At 58.1% G+C, this 14,254-nt stretch carries 9 protein-coding genes and 1 tRNA gene; 1 reads left to right on the top strand and 9 read right to left on the bottom strand.

Annotated elements, in window-relative coordinates; all coding sequences use genetic code 11:
* Window positions 1-283: 283 nt before the first annotated feature.
* The 8 genes from CFB02_RS12320 to rpsU form a co-directional block, all read right to left on the bottom strand.
* Window positions 284-739: a DUF2489 domain-containing protein gene (locus tag CFB02_RS12320; protein WP_088558208.1), complete on the bottom strand. Its 456-nt coding sequence runs from the start codon at window positions 737-739 to the stop codon at window positions 284-286.
* A gap of 19 nt (window positions 740-758) precedes the next feature.
* On the bottom strand, window positions 759-3,053 hold the full coding sequence (locus CFB02_RS12315; protein WP_088558207.1) for a molybdopterin-dependent oxidoreductase: 2,295 nt from the start codon (window positions 3,051-3,053) through the stop codon (window positions 759-761).
* 157 nt (window positions 3,054-3,210) lie between these two features.
* Window positions 3,211-6,438 carry an Ig-like domain-containing protein gene (locus CFB02_RS12310; protein ID WP_088558206.1) on the bottom strand — a complete coding sequence of 1,076 codons (3,228 nt, stop codon included), beginning with the start codon at window positions 6,436-6,438 and terminating at the stop codon, window positions 3,211-3,213.
* A 12-nt stretch (window positions 6,439-6,450) separates the two neighbouring features.
* Window positions 6,451-7,788, bottom strand: coding sequence for an alkane uptake protein AupA (gene aupA / locus CFB02_RS12305; RefSeq protein ID WP_088558205.1), 1,338 nt, complete (start codon window positions 7,786-7,788; stop codon window positions 6,451-6,453).
* Between the two features lie 199 nt (window positions 7,789-7,987).
* Window positions 7,988-8,064, bottom strand: a tRNA-Ile gene (locus tag CFB02_RS12300).
* Window positions 8,065-8,159: 95 nt separating this feature from the next.
* Window positions 8,160-10,007, bottom strand: coding sequence for an RNA polymerase sigma factor RpoD (gene rpoD, locus CFB02_RS12295; RefSeq protein WP_008169681.1), 1,848 nt, complete (start codon window positions 10,005-10,007; stop codon window positions 8,160-8,162).
* Between the two features lie 133 nt (window positions 10,008-10,140).
* Window positions 10,141-11,868: a DNA primase gene (gene dnaG, locus CFB02_RS12290; protein WP_088558204.1), complete on the bottom strand. Its 1,728-nt coding sequence runs from the start codon at window positions 11,866-11,868 to the stop codon at window positions 10,141-10,143.
* 149 nt (window positions 11,869-12,017) lie between these two features.
* Complete coding sequence (gene rpsU, locus CFB02_RS12285) at window positions 12,018-12,233, bottom strand: 30S ribosomal protein S21 (RefSeq protein WP_007153483.1); 216 nt, start codon at window positions 12,231-12,233, stop codon at window positions 12,018-12,020.
* 238 nt (window positions 12,234-12,471) lie between these two features.
* On the opposite strand from rpsU, the gene tsaD reads away from it, so the two are divergent.
* Window positions 12,472-13,527, top strand: a complete 1,056-nt coding sequence (gene tsaD / locus CFB02_RS12280) for a tRNA (adenosine(37)-N6)-threonylcarbamoyltransferase complex transferase subunit TsaD (RefSeq protein WP_088559241.1) — start codon at window positions 12,472-12,474, stop codon at window positions 13,525-13,527.
* Between the two features lie 3 nt (window positions 13,528-13,530).
* Here the strand turns inward: tsaD and plsY are convergent, their stop codons facing one another.
* Window positions 13,531-14,121, bottom strand: a complete 591-nt coding sequence (gene plsY, locus CFB02_RS12275; protein ID WP_088558203.1) for a glycerol-3-phosphate 1-O-acyltransferase PlsY — start codon at window positions 14,119-14,121, stop codon at window positions 13,531-13,533.
* Window positions 14,122-14,254: the final 133 nt, after the last annotated feature.

Genomic DNA, 14,254 nt, shown 5'->3' with positions numbered 1-14,254 from the left:
GCTTTATTGCAGAGTCGTCCAAACTTATCAGGAGAAAACAACGTTAGGTGGCACCTGCCGCAGATAATAGGTGCCTCCCTGTTTTCAATTTAGACCCTGATAGAGAAAAGAAAAGTCAACAGTTGTAACCAGGAAGGAATGATCGCCGTGTCAGTTTTTCGCCGCGTCAGAACCTTTTGATTTGATGAGCTAAATTATCCTTTTTGCCGACCGTCTAGTTACAAATTGTTACAAAAATAAGGTCTGACCAGTTCTCTGGATGCTTGAACAGCTGACGCTAACCTTAAAAGGAATGGTGTCGGACAGCGGTTGCGGCTCGGCGAATCGCATCGGCATGCTTCTGTTCCACCTCGAAACGTTCCTTGTCCATCTTGTCTACGAACTTGGTCTCCGTTGCTTGCCGTGCCCGGTGCGTGGGCATGTGCTGCAACTGGTCATGCACTTCCTGGAATACTCTGAAAGGTGATTGCTCCAGCAACTCCGGAGCAATGTGATCGAGCAGGCCCTTGAGTCTCAGACAGGCTTCCGAGTATTCGATCTGATCCTCTTCAACCGCCATCGCAATAACATGAACACTGCGGATCATGTCTTGTCTGCGGTTGGTCTGGAACGCCTCGGCTTTGGCCTGCCGTTTGCGATTTTCCGAAAGCAACCCCATCTGACGCCGGATGAAGACCGCCAGCAGAACGATGGCGATGAGACCAGCAATAATCAGACTCCACTGCAGCCACTGGGGCATTTTCGGCTCCTTTTGTGAATCAGGCCCGTTTGCGTTGGCGCTCTGGGCGCCAGACTTTGACAGCAACGGGCTGTCCATTCAATACGGAAGTGCCAGAGAGCGGATCAATTCGACCGTCGCTGAGCAAGTCGTTGATGCTGGCACCGGCATGGGCAGCCGCCACTGACTGACCAGTGCCCTCGCGGTCATGGCCCCAGCCATGGGGAATGGATACCACGCCGGGCATGACATCTTCGGTAATCTCAACCGGCAAGACAATCTGCCTGGATTCCGAAGATATTTCTGCCGAGTCAGCGGCTTGCAAACCCAGGCGGCTGGCGTCTTTGGGATGAATCATCAGGGTGCACCGGTCCTTGCCTTTAACCAGCCGCTGACTGTTGTGCATCCACGAGTTGTTGCTCCGGACGTGGCGCCGGCCAATCAGTTGCAGGGAGTCGCCGGCCGGCGCAGCCAGGGCCTCATGGAGCCTGCCAAGGTCGTCCAGGTAGCGCCTTGGCGCAAGGTTGATCTTGCCATCGCGGGTAAACAGGCGTTCAGGCAGCGATGGCTGGAGAGGGCCCAGATCGACGCCGTTCGGGTTGTCCTTCAGGGCACTCAGGGAAAGCCCTTTCGGTAGCTCCTGCCAGTGGCGGTTCAGGGGGCTGAGCTTGGCCAGTCCTCGAAGCGGGTGTCGTTTCGGCAGGATATCCATCACCAGATCGACAGCAGGCTGCAACAAGCCCCGCGCACGCCCGGCATCGGCGCCATAGGGGCCGGATCGTAAGAGCAGATCAAGGATCGGGTCTGGCCCAATCTGCTTGAAGGCGCGCCAGCCGAGCTCCGCCCGTAGGGGCAGCTGTCCACCTTTCCGGAGCTTTTCCAGTCGGTGGGCCAGTTCCAGTAGAATTTGCCAGTCATGGCGGGCACCCGGGCCGGCATCGAACAGTGCTTCGCTGTACTTGGCGAAATTGCGCACCGCAAACATGCTGAAAATCAGATCGTAGTGACTGCGTTCCAGCGCCGCGGTCGGGGGCAGGATGATATCCGCATGCCGAGTTGTTTCGTTGAGGTAATAATCCACCGAGACCATGAAGTCGAGGCCGCCCAGGGCTTCTTCCAGGCGTCGGCCGTTGGGGCTGGAGAGAACGGGATTGCCGGCAACGGTGACAAAAGCCCTGATCTGCCCATCGCCGGGGGTTAACATCTCATCGGCCATGGTGCTGGCCGGGTATTCTCCGCCGAATTCAGGCAGTCCCTTCACGCGGCTGTGGCGCTTGCCGAAGTGACCTTTCTGACCGGCCATGGCGCCAAGCTCTACCAGATCAATCGCCGGCTGCGAGAACAGAACGCCGCCGGGCAGGTCCAGTTTCCCGGTCAGGATGTTGAGGCAATAGGCCAGCCAGGTTGCCACACCGCCAAAGGTCTGGGTGCTTGTTCCCATGCGCGTGTAAAGAGCCGCCTTTCGCGTGGTGGCGAGCTGTCGGGTGAGGGCGCGTATGTCCTCCGCGGAAATGCCGGTGTGTGCGCTGACCGCTTCCGGGGTGAAGCTGAGAGCGGCCAGGCGCAGAAGGTCTGCGTCTTTCACCAGCCTCTCCGCCGGGCCGGGATCCACCAGGTCTTCTTCAAACAATGTATGCACCATGGCCATCATCAGCAAGGCATCGCTTCCGGGCCGGACGAAGTGGAATTCGTCGGCCAGCTTTGCGGTCTCGGTGCGGCGGGGGTCTACCACAACCATCTTGCCGCCGCGCTGCTTCAGGGCCTTGAGTCGCCCGCGGAAGTCCGGAACCGTCATCAGGCTGCCATTGGACGCCATGGGATTGGCGCCAATGCAGATAAACAGATCCGTGTGATCGATATCGGGAATGGGAAACAGAACCTGATGCCCGAACATCTCGAGACTGGCGAGCATGTGAGGCAACTGATCGTTTGACGTTGCTGAAAACCGATTCTGGGTTCCGATGGCTCGCAGCAATGGCATGGTGGCGACCAGAGAACCATGGTTGTGTACGTTCGGGTTGCCGAGGTAAACGCCGACGCTGTTGCGGCCGTGGTCCTGGCGGGTCTGGTGGAGCTTTTCGGCGACCAGGTCAAACGCCTCCGCCCACTCCATTTCCTGCCAGCCGGTCCCGGTTTTGCGTATGGGCTTTTTCAGGCGGTCCGGATCTTCGTGCAGATCCTGAAGCGCAACCGCCTTCGGACAGATATGCCCCCGGCTGAGCGGATCATTCTCATCGCCCTTGATGGAAGCAATCCGGCCGTCCTTCATTTCGATCGCGACACCGCACATGGCCTCGCAAAGGTGACAGGTACGATAGTGCGTGCCATTTTCCATGAAGGGGCTCTCCTGAAGGGTTGTTGTTTTGTATAGCAGTTTCAATCTGCAACCAGATTAGCAGTAAATGGCTTGGATGGGGAAATAACCACCGCTTGTACCCTGTGCAAAAAGGGCCAACCCGAAGGCTGGACCTTTGCAGTGGTTTCAAAGCGTTTTACGGCTCAGCCGGGAGATCTTTGACCGGATTGGATATGAAGTTGAGGTAAACGCCCTGTTCGGGGATTTGTAGGGGCAGATTAATCGTCACGATTTCGCCGCCAGGCACCCCAAGCGCCCGCGCCCGGACATTAATGTCGACCAGGTTTGAGTTGCGTTGCTCAATCTGCATCCGACCGTCATCGAAGAAGGTGATATTGCCCTCCAGTTCAAGCACAAACTCCCGACCGTACAGGTCGTGGCGGCCCCCCAGCGGGATTTCCATATCGGGAGCATCGAGCATCAATTCGGCCCGGGTCTTGAAGACCGGCTGGCCATTTTCACCCTCGGTTATTACCCCAGGTATCAGGCCAGAGCGGCTGCAGCCCGGGCCGGAACACGCCGGGTCGTCCTTGGCATAGCGCATGCGGAGGACCTGGGTATTGGTAATGGACTCCTCCTGGAGTGGGATAAATCCAAAAACCCGAAGCTCTGTGAACACACTGATCGATGTGGTCGCCAACTGCGTGGGATACAGGTTCACCAGAATCCCCTCATCGCCGGTTGGCTCATAAACGCCAGGGCCAATAACTTCCGTGTTGAGGGCGTAGGTCTGGTAGATGAACTTATCTTTGGGGCAACGCTCGCCGGTCTCGCAGCCAACCCGCGCATCGGCGGTACTGGCTACAATCACGGGCGGAGAGGCTGATGCTTCGTTATTGCGAACCCTCAGTTTCGTTGAATTGGCTGAAGCGGCCCAGCCCTCAGCGTCGCTGCCCTGATGGTCAAACGGCTCAAGACAGTCCGGGTTGGTGTTGGAGTCACAGTCCACAATGAAGTTGGCATTGGTGTCGCGAACTGGCAGGTTTCGCAGAGGCGTGAAAACGCTGTCCAGAGGCTCGGTTCCGGTGAAATAGATCACCATGTCGTCCGGTCCGTTGTTGCCACCTCCGTCATCAAGCCCTTCAAGCAGGTCGGTTTTCAGCGCAAGGCCATCGGAATCGCAAACTGAGGTGTAGCTTCCAGTCGAGCAGCTTCCTGCATCCTCCGATGACTTCAGGGTGTACCGATAGTGTGCGTCGGCTTCCCAGGGCTGGTCCGGGTAGAACCGGATCCGCTGGAGATTCTTTTCAAGCCGGCCAGGTACGTTGCTTTCCACAACCGTGACCGAACCATTGGGCTCCTGCCTCACTTTCTCAACGATGAAGGTGTCGCCTTGAATAATGGAATTCAGGTCCATGGACTTGGAGAAGACAACGGTAATGGGACGATCTGACGGCATGGTGCTGACCGGTAGAGTGTCACCCACACCTCCATCGGAATAGCACTGTCCCAGTACGCCGGCGGAGAGATCCAGCAGACTATGATCGGTTTCGCAGGGGTAGCCCGGATAGGTGGTCAGGGCCAGGGCAGGGCGTCGGGTTACAGCGGAGCCGCCAATATCATCCAGTGAAAACTGTAACGGTGCCGTGGTGGCTGGGTTGCCGGCCAGATCGGTCAAACCATCGATGACGACTTCGTAGTCAACGCCATGGCGCAGGCCATCGCCCGGATTCACGATAACGGCAGTTCCGTCCAGTTGTGTCTCAAGTGTCTCAACAGGAACACCGTCCGCGAACAGTGAAATTCCGGTATCAATGGAGTCCGCAGCAAGGGGCTCATCAAAGAACAGAATGACCGGATCCCCGGGGCGCTGCATGGACTGACGCGTATCCGGAATGGCGTTGTCCGGTCCGGGCATCCAGCTGATCAGACTGGGGGCAGTGCTGTCCGGCTCGCGGAGTAGCTCGGCGTCGAGAACCGAGTCGGCATCGGTGGCCGCCTGAAGATGAAAGGCTATGGTCGAGTCGGTGTACTCCTGGCCGAGAAGGTTTGGTTCCACCATTCCGATGGCATCGATGGTCAATACGCCATCCTGCACCAGCGCGATGCCCCGCAACTCGACCCCCATCAGATCCTGGGAGAGCGCTGCGTTGGGCTGGGCATTTTCGGTGTTCATGGAAACATCCATAAACAGCGTGATATGTCTGGGCGCGTTAATGTCATTGGTGTAGGGGTTGGGGCTCAGGTAGCCGGATGCGTCTGACAACATGGTGACCTTGATGTTGCCGGTGGTCTGAAGTTGGCCGGTAGCGGCGTCCAGCACAGGAACCTCGCCGCCCACCAGAACATCCAGACTGGTACTGTTCAACACGCTGCCCCGGGCGATACGCAACGGAAGTGCCTCATCAGCCTCGAATGCCGGCGCATAAGCCAGCTCTGCAAACAGGTCGCCGGTCTGTTGGGAGGGGCCTGCTTCTCCCTGGAGCACCGAGTTGAGCGTGACGCCGTTAATGACCTGGCCGTTCAGGACGGATCGGGTGACGTCTTGCTCCGCAATACCTGCGGCCAGCCCGGAATCAACAGCAGACTGCTGAAGTACGACCGTCGGGCCTGTCTCGCGGGGCGTGAATGCGATCTCCTCACTGAACCGGTCCGCTTCGGGCGAAGTCAGGCTGGCCAGGTTTTCCAGACGCAGGGTATAGGTCTGGCTGGTGTCCAGGACATCGTCCTTGCTGCCACAGTCCCTGGGATCCTCGACCAGACATGGGTCCACCGTTATCCGGTTGTCTTTCACCAGAACCATCGCTGGAACAACCTCTCCGTTGCCATCCAGCAGCTGGATGGAGCCGCCGAGAGCCTTCCAGTCCGGATGGATCGGGTGGGTCATGGCCAGGCGGAACGTGGAGAAGTTCATGGCCTCGAACGGACTGTTGTTTGCCGGAACTTGCCAGGCGATACCAAAATCCGCGGCCGAGTTGATTATGCTTGCTGGTCCGGAGAAACTTCCCCGAGTCTCGAACTGGATGCCGGCATCGCCGACCGCGTTGGGGGTGTCGATCTGGCGACCGCCCTCCGCAGCCAGAGGTTCGCTGAACGTCACCGTGTAGCCGCCGAGGTTGTCGAGTTCCGACGAGGGCGACAGCTTCAGGCTTTTGCCGCCGTCAATCCGGCTGATCGAGAAGGGCAGTGGCTGTCCCTCCGATTGCAGCAGAATCTTGTCTTGGAGATCTGCATCCTCATCGGTCAAAGCATGGCTGAAGAGCAGAACAATGTCCGCTTTCGGGCTGACATCTGCCTGGCCATCAGCCGGGTAGGAATAAACCACCGAGCCGGGGGAGGTTTTCTCATTCATGGTCTGTTCGTCGCCACCACAGGCGGCCAGTAACAGGGCGGGTATCATTGCCAGTGTGTTGTTGTACTTCATGGCGTGCCCTCCTTAAAACTTCAGGGTGATGGAACCGCTGACAACGTGAACGTCGCCGTCTGCAGTAACCGGCGTTTCGTTGCCGTCAAAATCCACCAGTGTGAAATCGCGCTCCTGCAGTTGCTGGTACTGGTAACCGATGTCCAGGCGGACGGGGTAGGCCAGCAGACGGGTGCGGTCATACGTGGCGCTCAGGCCCAGGCCGACCACGATCTTGTCGGTATCGAGATAATTGATTTCCGGGTTGCGGGTAGACTTCAGTGGAGACTCTTCATAGGCAACGCCGCCGCGAACGGAAAAATTCTTGGTGAGGGTATATTCGGCACCGATTCTTGGAACGAGCACGTCGTCGAATTTGATCCGGCTGCCCGGTGCAACGGACTGCTGGTCCTTGATCGTATCGGAAGAAAATTCGTTTTCCAGCTCGGACCAGTTTTGCTGCTCCAAGCTGCCACCAATCCGCCAGTTTTCGCCCTTGTATTGAGCGCCAAAGCCGAAGGTTTCCGGCTGGAAGGAATCAATGGTCGATACCGCCAGGCTGAGGCCGGGATCAGGAATGGTCTGGGTAACAATGATGTTGGAGTCCACCGACGTGGAGGCTGCTGATTTGGTGCGATAGGTGAATGCCGTTTCCCAGCCGTTCAGGAAACAGTCGCTTTCAGGGCAGAACGTGCTTCCAAGATCGATGTTGGTGCCAAGAATCGTTTTGAGCGAAGGTTCGGCATTGACTGCAAGGCGCTCGCGGCTGGTTTCACCACCCAGAGTCGACACAGCGTCAAGATTTGCCTGGGCATCCAGTGTGACCCGCACCGACGCGCCGGCCGAGATTCCGCGCCAGAGTGGCGTTGCACCGCCAATGTTCAGGAACAATGGCTCCTTGCCATACTTGAGAAACTGCCCGTTCTCCGAGGTCTGGGAATCGAACGCCAGCATTTCCTTACCGTATTTTTCGACCCCGGCAATGAACCCCAGATAGATCGGATGCTTGAAACGAGTCAACGAACCCAGATTGGTTTTCATGCCGATCAGAACGTGCTGGCTGGGAGAGTTGGCAAGGATGTCGCCGTTGGCATTCGGATTCGCAGAACGCAGCTCCTGCTCGGAGTGCAGAATGCCCGCAGTCAGTTCCCCCCGCTCGTCTTTCGTGAGGTAGGCAGGGTTGTAATAGGTGGCTGACACCTGGTCATTGAACATGGACAGTGACTGGGCAGTAGCAACATCCACGGGCATTACGCCATAGGTGGTGCCGATGTTGCCCATGCTGGCATGAACGGAAACGGAGAAACCGACAGAGGCGGTGGCGATCGCAAGGGAAAGTGCCCTTGACCGGGAACGGGAGGAAAAAGCCATTGATACACTCCATTACTTCGTTGTTTTTATACTCGGGCCGCGAAAGGACGGCTGGTATTTTTGTTCAGGAGCTAGTGTATTCGGCTTGTCTTTGGGGGACGTTGGCTTTTTTGACGAAAATGAAGGGCGGCAGAACCATGTATCGACAAGCGATTGTCACGGCTTGACCATTTACTGGACTGAAAACAAACACAGGGAATGGTGGGCCCAGCTGGACTCGAACCAGCGACCAAGGGATTATGAGTCCCCTGCTCTAACCAACTGAGCTATAGGCCCGTTCAGCGAATGCTGTTTTGAAAGGTGTTTCCTGGGGGAAACAAAGCGGGCGCCATTATACCGGTGAGGTGTGGCGCCCGCTACTGTTTGGGAAATTATCCCTGATTGCCCTGATCGTCGATGAAGCCACGCAGGTGATCGGAGCGTGAAGGATGGCGCAGTTTGCGCAGGGCCTTGGCTTCGATCTGACGGATCCGCTCACGGGTAACGTCAAACTGTTTGCCGACTTCTTCCAGGGTGTGGTCGGTGTTCATCTCGATACCGAAGCGCATCCGGAGAACCTTGGACTCGCGGGCGGTGAGGCCGGCCAGTACCGAGCGGGTGGCTTCGCGCAGACCTTCGGCGGTGGCGGAATCCACCGGGGAGAGGGCCTGGATATCTTCGATGAAGTCGCCCAGATGGCTGTCTTCGTCGTCACCAATCGGAGTCTCCATGGAGATCGGCTCTTTGGCGATCTTCAATACCTTGCGGATCTTGTCCTCAGGCATTTCCATGCGCTCGCCCAGTTCTTCCGGCGTGGGTTCGCGACCCATCTCCTGCAACATCTGGCGGGAGATGCGGTTGAGCTTGTTGATGGTCTCGATCATGTGCACCGGAATACGGATGGTGCGGGCCTGGTCCGCGATAGAGCGGGTGATAGCCTGACGAATCCACCAGGTGGCGTAGGTCGAGAACTTGTAGCCCCGACGGTACTCGAACTTGTCGACGGCCTTCATCAGGCCGATATTGCCCTCCTGGATCAGGTCCAGGAACTGCAGGCCGCGATTGGTGTATTTCTTGGCAATGGAAATAACCAGACGCAGGTTGGCCTCAACCATCTCTTTCTTGGCGCGGCGAGCCTTGGCTTCACCGATGGAAACCCGACGGTTGATTTCCTTGATGTCGGCAACGTCCAGATCCACTTCAGTCTGTACGTTTTGGATGCGCTTCTGCAGGCGAACGACTTCGTCGATACGCTCGGCCAAGGGCGCTGCGTAAGGCTTCTTGCTCTTGGCAATTTTGTCGGCCCAGTCCAGGTTGGTCTCGTTGCCCGGGAACGACTTGATGAAGTCCTTGCGGGGCATTTTGCACTCGCGAACACAGATCTGCATGATCGCGCGTTCATTTTCACGAACCAGGTCGTTGGTGGAGCGAACCACGTTCACCAGCTCGTCAAAGGCCTTGTTGGCGAGTTTGAACGGTGCGAAAACCTGGCCCAGCTCGTTCAGGGCTTCCTGGGTTTTCTTGTCGGACCGACCGTGCTTGGCCAGGGCCTTGTTGGCGGCCTCCAGCTTTTCGTTGAGCAGTTCGAACCGGAGCCGGGTCTCTTCCGGATCCGGGCCGTTATCGGTTTCTTCTTCCGAGGAGTCGTCGTCATCGTCTGAATCCGAGTCGGAATCATCAGAGCTTTCGGGTGTGGTGTCTTCACCCATGAACGGCTCGGCGTCGTCCGGATCCAGGAAGCCGGTTACGATGTCGCTGATACGGCCTTCGTTTTCGAGAATGCGGTCGTAGGCCTGGATAACGGTGCCAGCCGTGCCCGGGAAGTGGGCAACGGCGGCCATCACATCGCGAATGCCTTCCTCGATGCGCTTGGCAATGACGATTTCGCCCTCGCGAGTCAGCAGTTCGACGGTGCCCATTTCGCGCATGTACATGCGGACGGGATCCGTAGTGCGGCCGGCGTCGGTCTCAACAGCGGCCAGAGCGGCAGCGGCTTCGGCTGCGGCGGCTTCGTCAGCGGTGGAGTCGCCCTCGGTCATCAGCAGGGTATCGGCGTCCGGTGTTTCTTCGCACACCTGGATACCCATGTCGTTAATCATGCGAATGATGTCTTCGACCTGATCCGGATCGGCGATGTCTTCCGGGAGGTGGTCGTTTACCTCGGCGTAAGTCAGGTAACCTTGTTCCTTGCCTCGTGCAATGAGGTCTTTCAAACGTGATTTTTGCGAATTGCCTGACATAGACACCCTGTAAACTCGCTTTTAGAAGGAAAAAAGTTAAACAGCTATTATAGCTGTCGCTTAGTTGCTCTGCCACCAAGGAGCCTAGGCTCAAAGGTTAGATGGTGATCAGTGCGTCAAGTTTCAAGTGCTGCTAGTCCCCGGTGCCGCTGCTCAGGGCTCTCAGCTCCTGTCGTTCCTCGCTTGTGAGGTTCGACAGATTTCTCAATAGTGTGGCAAGCCTCTGCTGGCGGGATGCCTCTTCGTTCGGACTCAGAAGCTCACGGGCGGCGGCCAGTGTGCTTTCCCGCGCAGGGATATGCTCGATCCCGTCAAACAGGTGGTAGAAGCGCTCACGAGCGCCCGTGTCCAGTGCCAGCGTGCGCACCAGGGTTTTCCTGTCCCGGATGTCGTTTTCCAGAATCCATTCGGCAAAACTCCGGGCCTGATTGAATTGCCGGGAACTGCGGGCCAGCTCGGTGACTTCGGTGGCCAGGTCCGGTGCTTCCAGCAGGGCAAGGCACAGAATGCTGTCCTTGCTGAGTTTCACATCGATCCGATCTTCGGAAACCCGATCCCGTCGCTCGCCGTTCCAGCGCCCTTTCTGCCCCTGTTGGCGGCTCTGCCACTGGCTCCGGCCACCACAAAGGCGGAGCATCTCGTGCCACATGGCATCCCGGAGGGTGCTTCTGGGCATCTTGTTGAGCAGCGGTTCGGCCCTGGCTCGCAATTCGCCCCGGTGCTCTGGCAGTTGCAGGTCCAGCCCTTCACTCTGCCGGTCAAACAGATAGCGGGACAGGGGCGTTGCCCCTTCAATGCGCTTCTGGAACGCTTCCGGCCCCTCCTTGCGCACGAGGGTGTCGGGGTCCTCGTCCTGCGGCAGCATCAGGAACTGGAGGTGAAGGCCATCGGCCATCAGTTCCAGTGCGTTTTCCATGGCCCTGTCCGCGGCCCGGAAGCCCGCCTGGTCGCCGTCAAAGCAGAACACGATGTGTCTGACCTGCTTCAATAGCGCTGTGAGGCTGTCCTGGTTCGTTGCTGTGCCCAGCGTCGCAACCGCATAGTGAATGCCGTGCTGGGCGAGGGCGATCACATCCATGTAGCCTTCAACCACCAGCAGCTTGTCCAGTTGCCGGATGGCCTGTTTGGCCTCGAAAAGCCCGTAAATCTCGCGGCTCTTGTGAAACACATCCGACTCCGGGGAGTTGATGTATTTCGCCTTGTCGTCGCCCAGGGTGCGGCCGCCGAATGCCACGGTTCTGCCCCGGCTATTGCGAATCGGGAACATCACCCGGTTGCGGAACAGGTCCCTGGGTTTGCCGTACTTGTCGGAAACCGTGCCGGTTTCAATCAGCGGACCCTGCAGGTCCTTGCTGGCAACATCAAACAGCGCCGTGCCGGTGGAGGGCGCATAGCCCACCTGGTACTGCTCGATGATGGCGTTATCCAGACCCCGTTGTTGCAGGTAGTCCCGGGCGTAGGCACCTTGCTGGCCTTTGAGTGCTGTTTGATAGAAGCGACTGGCAAAATCCAGTGCATCGGTCAGCGTTCGCGCCTGCTGGATTTCCTGTTTTGCGGCCCGGTCGTAGGGCACTTCGAGACCAACCCGCTTGGCAAGCTCCTCGACCGCCTCGGTGAAACCCAGGCCTTCAAACTCCCTGACAAAGCTGATGGCATCGCCATGGGCGCCGCACCCGAAACAATGATAGAAGCCTTTGTCCGGCCGAACGTTGAACGAGGGTGTTTTCTCGTCGTGGAACGGGCAACAGGCCTTGTAGTTAGCGCCGGCCTTCTTGAGCGTGATGCGTGAACCGATCAGTTCCGCCAGGTCGATACGATCCAGCAGGTTTTCAACAAACTGTTGAGGGATCAGTCCGCTCATGGGGGCTCCACATCAGGCCTTCATCGGAGTTGGCCAATAGCCAAAAATGCCGCCGAAGCCAGGCCTCGGCGGCATTTTTGAGTCGCTCTGTGCAGCCTGCGGCTGTACAGGCAATCAGTGCTTTGCAGTCAAGCGGCGTCAGATAAAACTTAGTACAGACGCTCGAACTTGCGCTGTTCCCGCTGAAGCTTCTTGAGATGACGCTTAACGGCAGCGGCTGCTTTGCGCTTACGAACAGCGGTCGGCTTCTCGTAGTGCTCACGACGACGTACTTCGGAAAGTACACCCGCTTTTTCGCAGGAACGCTTGAAGCGACGCAGTGCTACGTCAAACGGTTCATTCTCTTTCACTTTAACAGCTGGCATTCGAAAATCACCTACCTGATAGATTCGGTTTCAATTTTGTCCGTCTGGCGAGGCCAGACCGGTTCTCGATCCCTGGTCAGATTGGCTAAAACTCGACCAGTGCATATTTTAGGGCGGCAATGATAGCGCCTGCGTTATGGCAAGGTCAATGTTTGTTCGATGAATCTGCCAGTGGGTTTCGGCTTTCTGCTAAAATGCGCGTCGTTTTCATTTCCGCCAACCAATGTGGCCCGACATTATGCTGATTCTAGGTATCGAAACCTCTTGCGATGAGACTGGCGTAGCGCTTTACGACACCGAAGCGGGCCTGCTGGGGCACGCCCTGTTCAGCCAGATCGACATGCATGCCGATTACGGGGGTGTCGTCCCTGAACTGGCGTCCCGGGACCACGTTCGCAAGCTCCTGCCCCTGTGCGATCAGGTGCTTTCGGATGCTGGTAAAGGTCGTGCCGATATAGAGGGCATTGCCTACACTGCGGGTCCGGGCCTGGTCGGCGCGCTCATGGTTGGGGGCGCGGTTGCCCATTCACTGGGGTTTGCCCTGGGTGTGCCGGTGCTCGGTGTGCATCACATGGAGGGCCACCTTCTGGCGCCCATGCTGGAGGATAATCCACCTGCGTTTCCCTTCGTTGCACTACTTGTTTCGGGTGGCCATACCCAGTTGGTAAGGGTTGATGGCATTGGTGAATACGAAATGCTGGGAGAATCAGTAGACGACGCCGCTGGTGAGGCCTTCGACAAGACCGCCAAGATGCTCGGTCTGGACTACCCGGGTGGCCCGCGGGTGGCAGCGCTGGCGGCAAAAGGCACAGAGGGCCGTTATCGGTTCCCGAGGCCGATGACTGACCGTCCCGGCCTGGATTTCAGCTTCAGCGGCCTGAAAACCTTCACGCTCAATACCGTGAATGCTGCTCGTGAGGCGGAGGGGCTGACAGACCAGACCCGCGCGGATATTGCCCTGGCGTTCGAGGCCGCCGTGGTCGATACGCTCACTATCAAATGCCGCCGGGCCCTGGAACAGACAGGCTGCAAGCGGCTGGTCATAGCCGGGGGGGTGAGCGCCAATAAACGGTTACGGGCGGGCCTGGAAAAAATGGCCGACAAACTCAAAGCCCACGTTTTCTACGCCCGGCCGGAATTCTGTACGGATAACGGTGCAATGATCGCCTACGCCGGTGCCCAGCGCATGAAGGCCGGCCAGCAGGACGGCGAGCGGATTGTGGCAGTGCCCCGGTGGCCAATGAACACGCTGCCGCCCATTAACGAACCTCGTTCAACCGGTCTGGTGGACTGATCGTTAAAGTCCGGCTTCCCGTCCCTGGGCGAGCCGGATGAGGTTGTTGCGGTGGCGAACCACAATCAAAAGTGCGAGCAGGCCGAACAGTGGCAGGGTTTCCGGTTCAAGGAAGGCGCTGATCAGCGGGCCGCAGACAATGGCTATCAGTGAGGCGAGGGCGGATATTCGCCAGCGCCAGATCACCAGCATCCAGATAGCGGCCATCAGCAGCGTTGTGACCGGCGCCAGCGCAAGACCGGCCCCGAGCGCCGTCGCGACCCCTTTTCCACCCTTGAATCGATAGAAGATCGGGATCATGTGGCCGGTGACGGCGAACAGGGCAACGACAGCCTGAACCATTACGGAAAGACCGGCGGCATGGGCCAGCCAAACGGGTAACCAGCCTTTCGCCGCATCCAGCGCAAGCGTGAGTAGCGCTGGCGGCCACCCGCCGGTTCGGTAGACATTCGTGGCGCCGGGATTGCCCGAACCCTGCGCCCGTGGGTCCGGGAGTTTCAAAAGTTGGCAGACCGGCAGGGCAAACAGCACCGAGCCTGCCAGGTAAGCGGCGGCGCAGAGTAAAACCGTTAAAACCGGGTCACTGGGAAACATGCTGTGGGCTCGGAAGCAAAGACGTATACAACCAATATGTGCGAAAATGCTCGCCCTGAAAACGCGGGCCATGCTCTTCACAGTATCCCCTGGTTGTGCGTTATTCAATCACCAAAGAGTGGAAGAACTCCGG

This window comes from Marinobacter sp. es.042, from assembly GCF_900188315.1.
GTDB lineage: Bacteria > Pseudomonadota > Gammaproteobacteria > Pseudomonadales > Oleiphilaceae > Marinobacter.
The sequence above is the reverse complement of the archived record's forward strand: the minus strand, read 5'-3'. Positions and strand labels throughout refer to the sequence as shown.

Excerpts from the sequence above, each read along its gene's own strand:
- CFB02_RS12310 (WP_088558206.1), bottom strand. The coding sequence starts at position 6,438 with ATGAAGTACAACAACACACTGGCAATGATACCCGCCCTGTTACTGGCC.
- rpoD (WP_008169681.1), bottom strand. The coding sequence starts at position 10,007 with ATGTCAGGCAATTCGCAAAAATCACGTTTGAAAGACCTCATTGCACGA.
- CFB02_RS12320 (WP_088558208.1), bottom strand. The coding sequence starts at position 739 with ATGCCCCAGTGGCTGCAGTGGAGTCTGATTATTGCTGGTCTCATCGCC.
- aupA (WP_088558205.1), bottom strand. The coding sequence starts at position 7,788 with ATGGCTTTTTCCTCCCGTTCCCGGTCAAGGGCACTTTCCCTTGCGATC.
- rpsU (WP_007153483.1), bottom strand. The coding sequence starts at position 12,233 with ATGCCAGCTGTTAAAGTGAAAGAGAATGAACCGTTTGACGTAGCACTG.
- dnaG (WP_088558204.1), bottom strand. The coding sequence starts at position 11,868 with ATGAGCGGACTGATCCCTCAACAGTTTGTTGAAAACCTGCTGGATCGT.
- CFB02_RS12315 (WP_088558207.1), bottom strand. The coding sequence starts at position 3,053 with ATGGAAAATGGCACGCACTATCGTACCTGTCACCTTTGCGAGGCCATG.
- plsY (WP_088558203.1), bottom strand. The coding sequence starts at position 14,121 with ATGTTTCCCAGTGACCCGGTTTTAACGGTTTTACTCTGCGCCGCCGCT.
- tsaD (WP_088559241.1), top strand. The coding sequence starts at position 12,472 with ATGCTGATTCTAGGTATCGAAACCTCTTGCGATGAGACTGGCGTAGCG.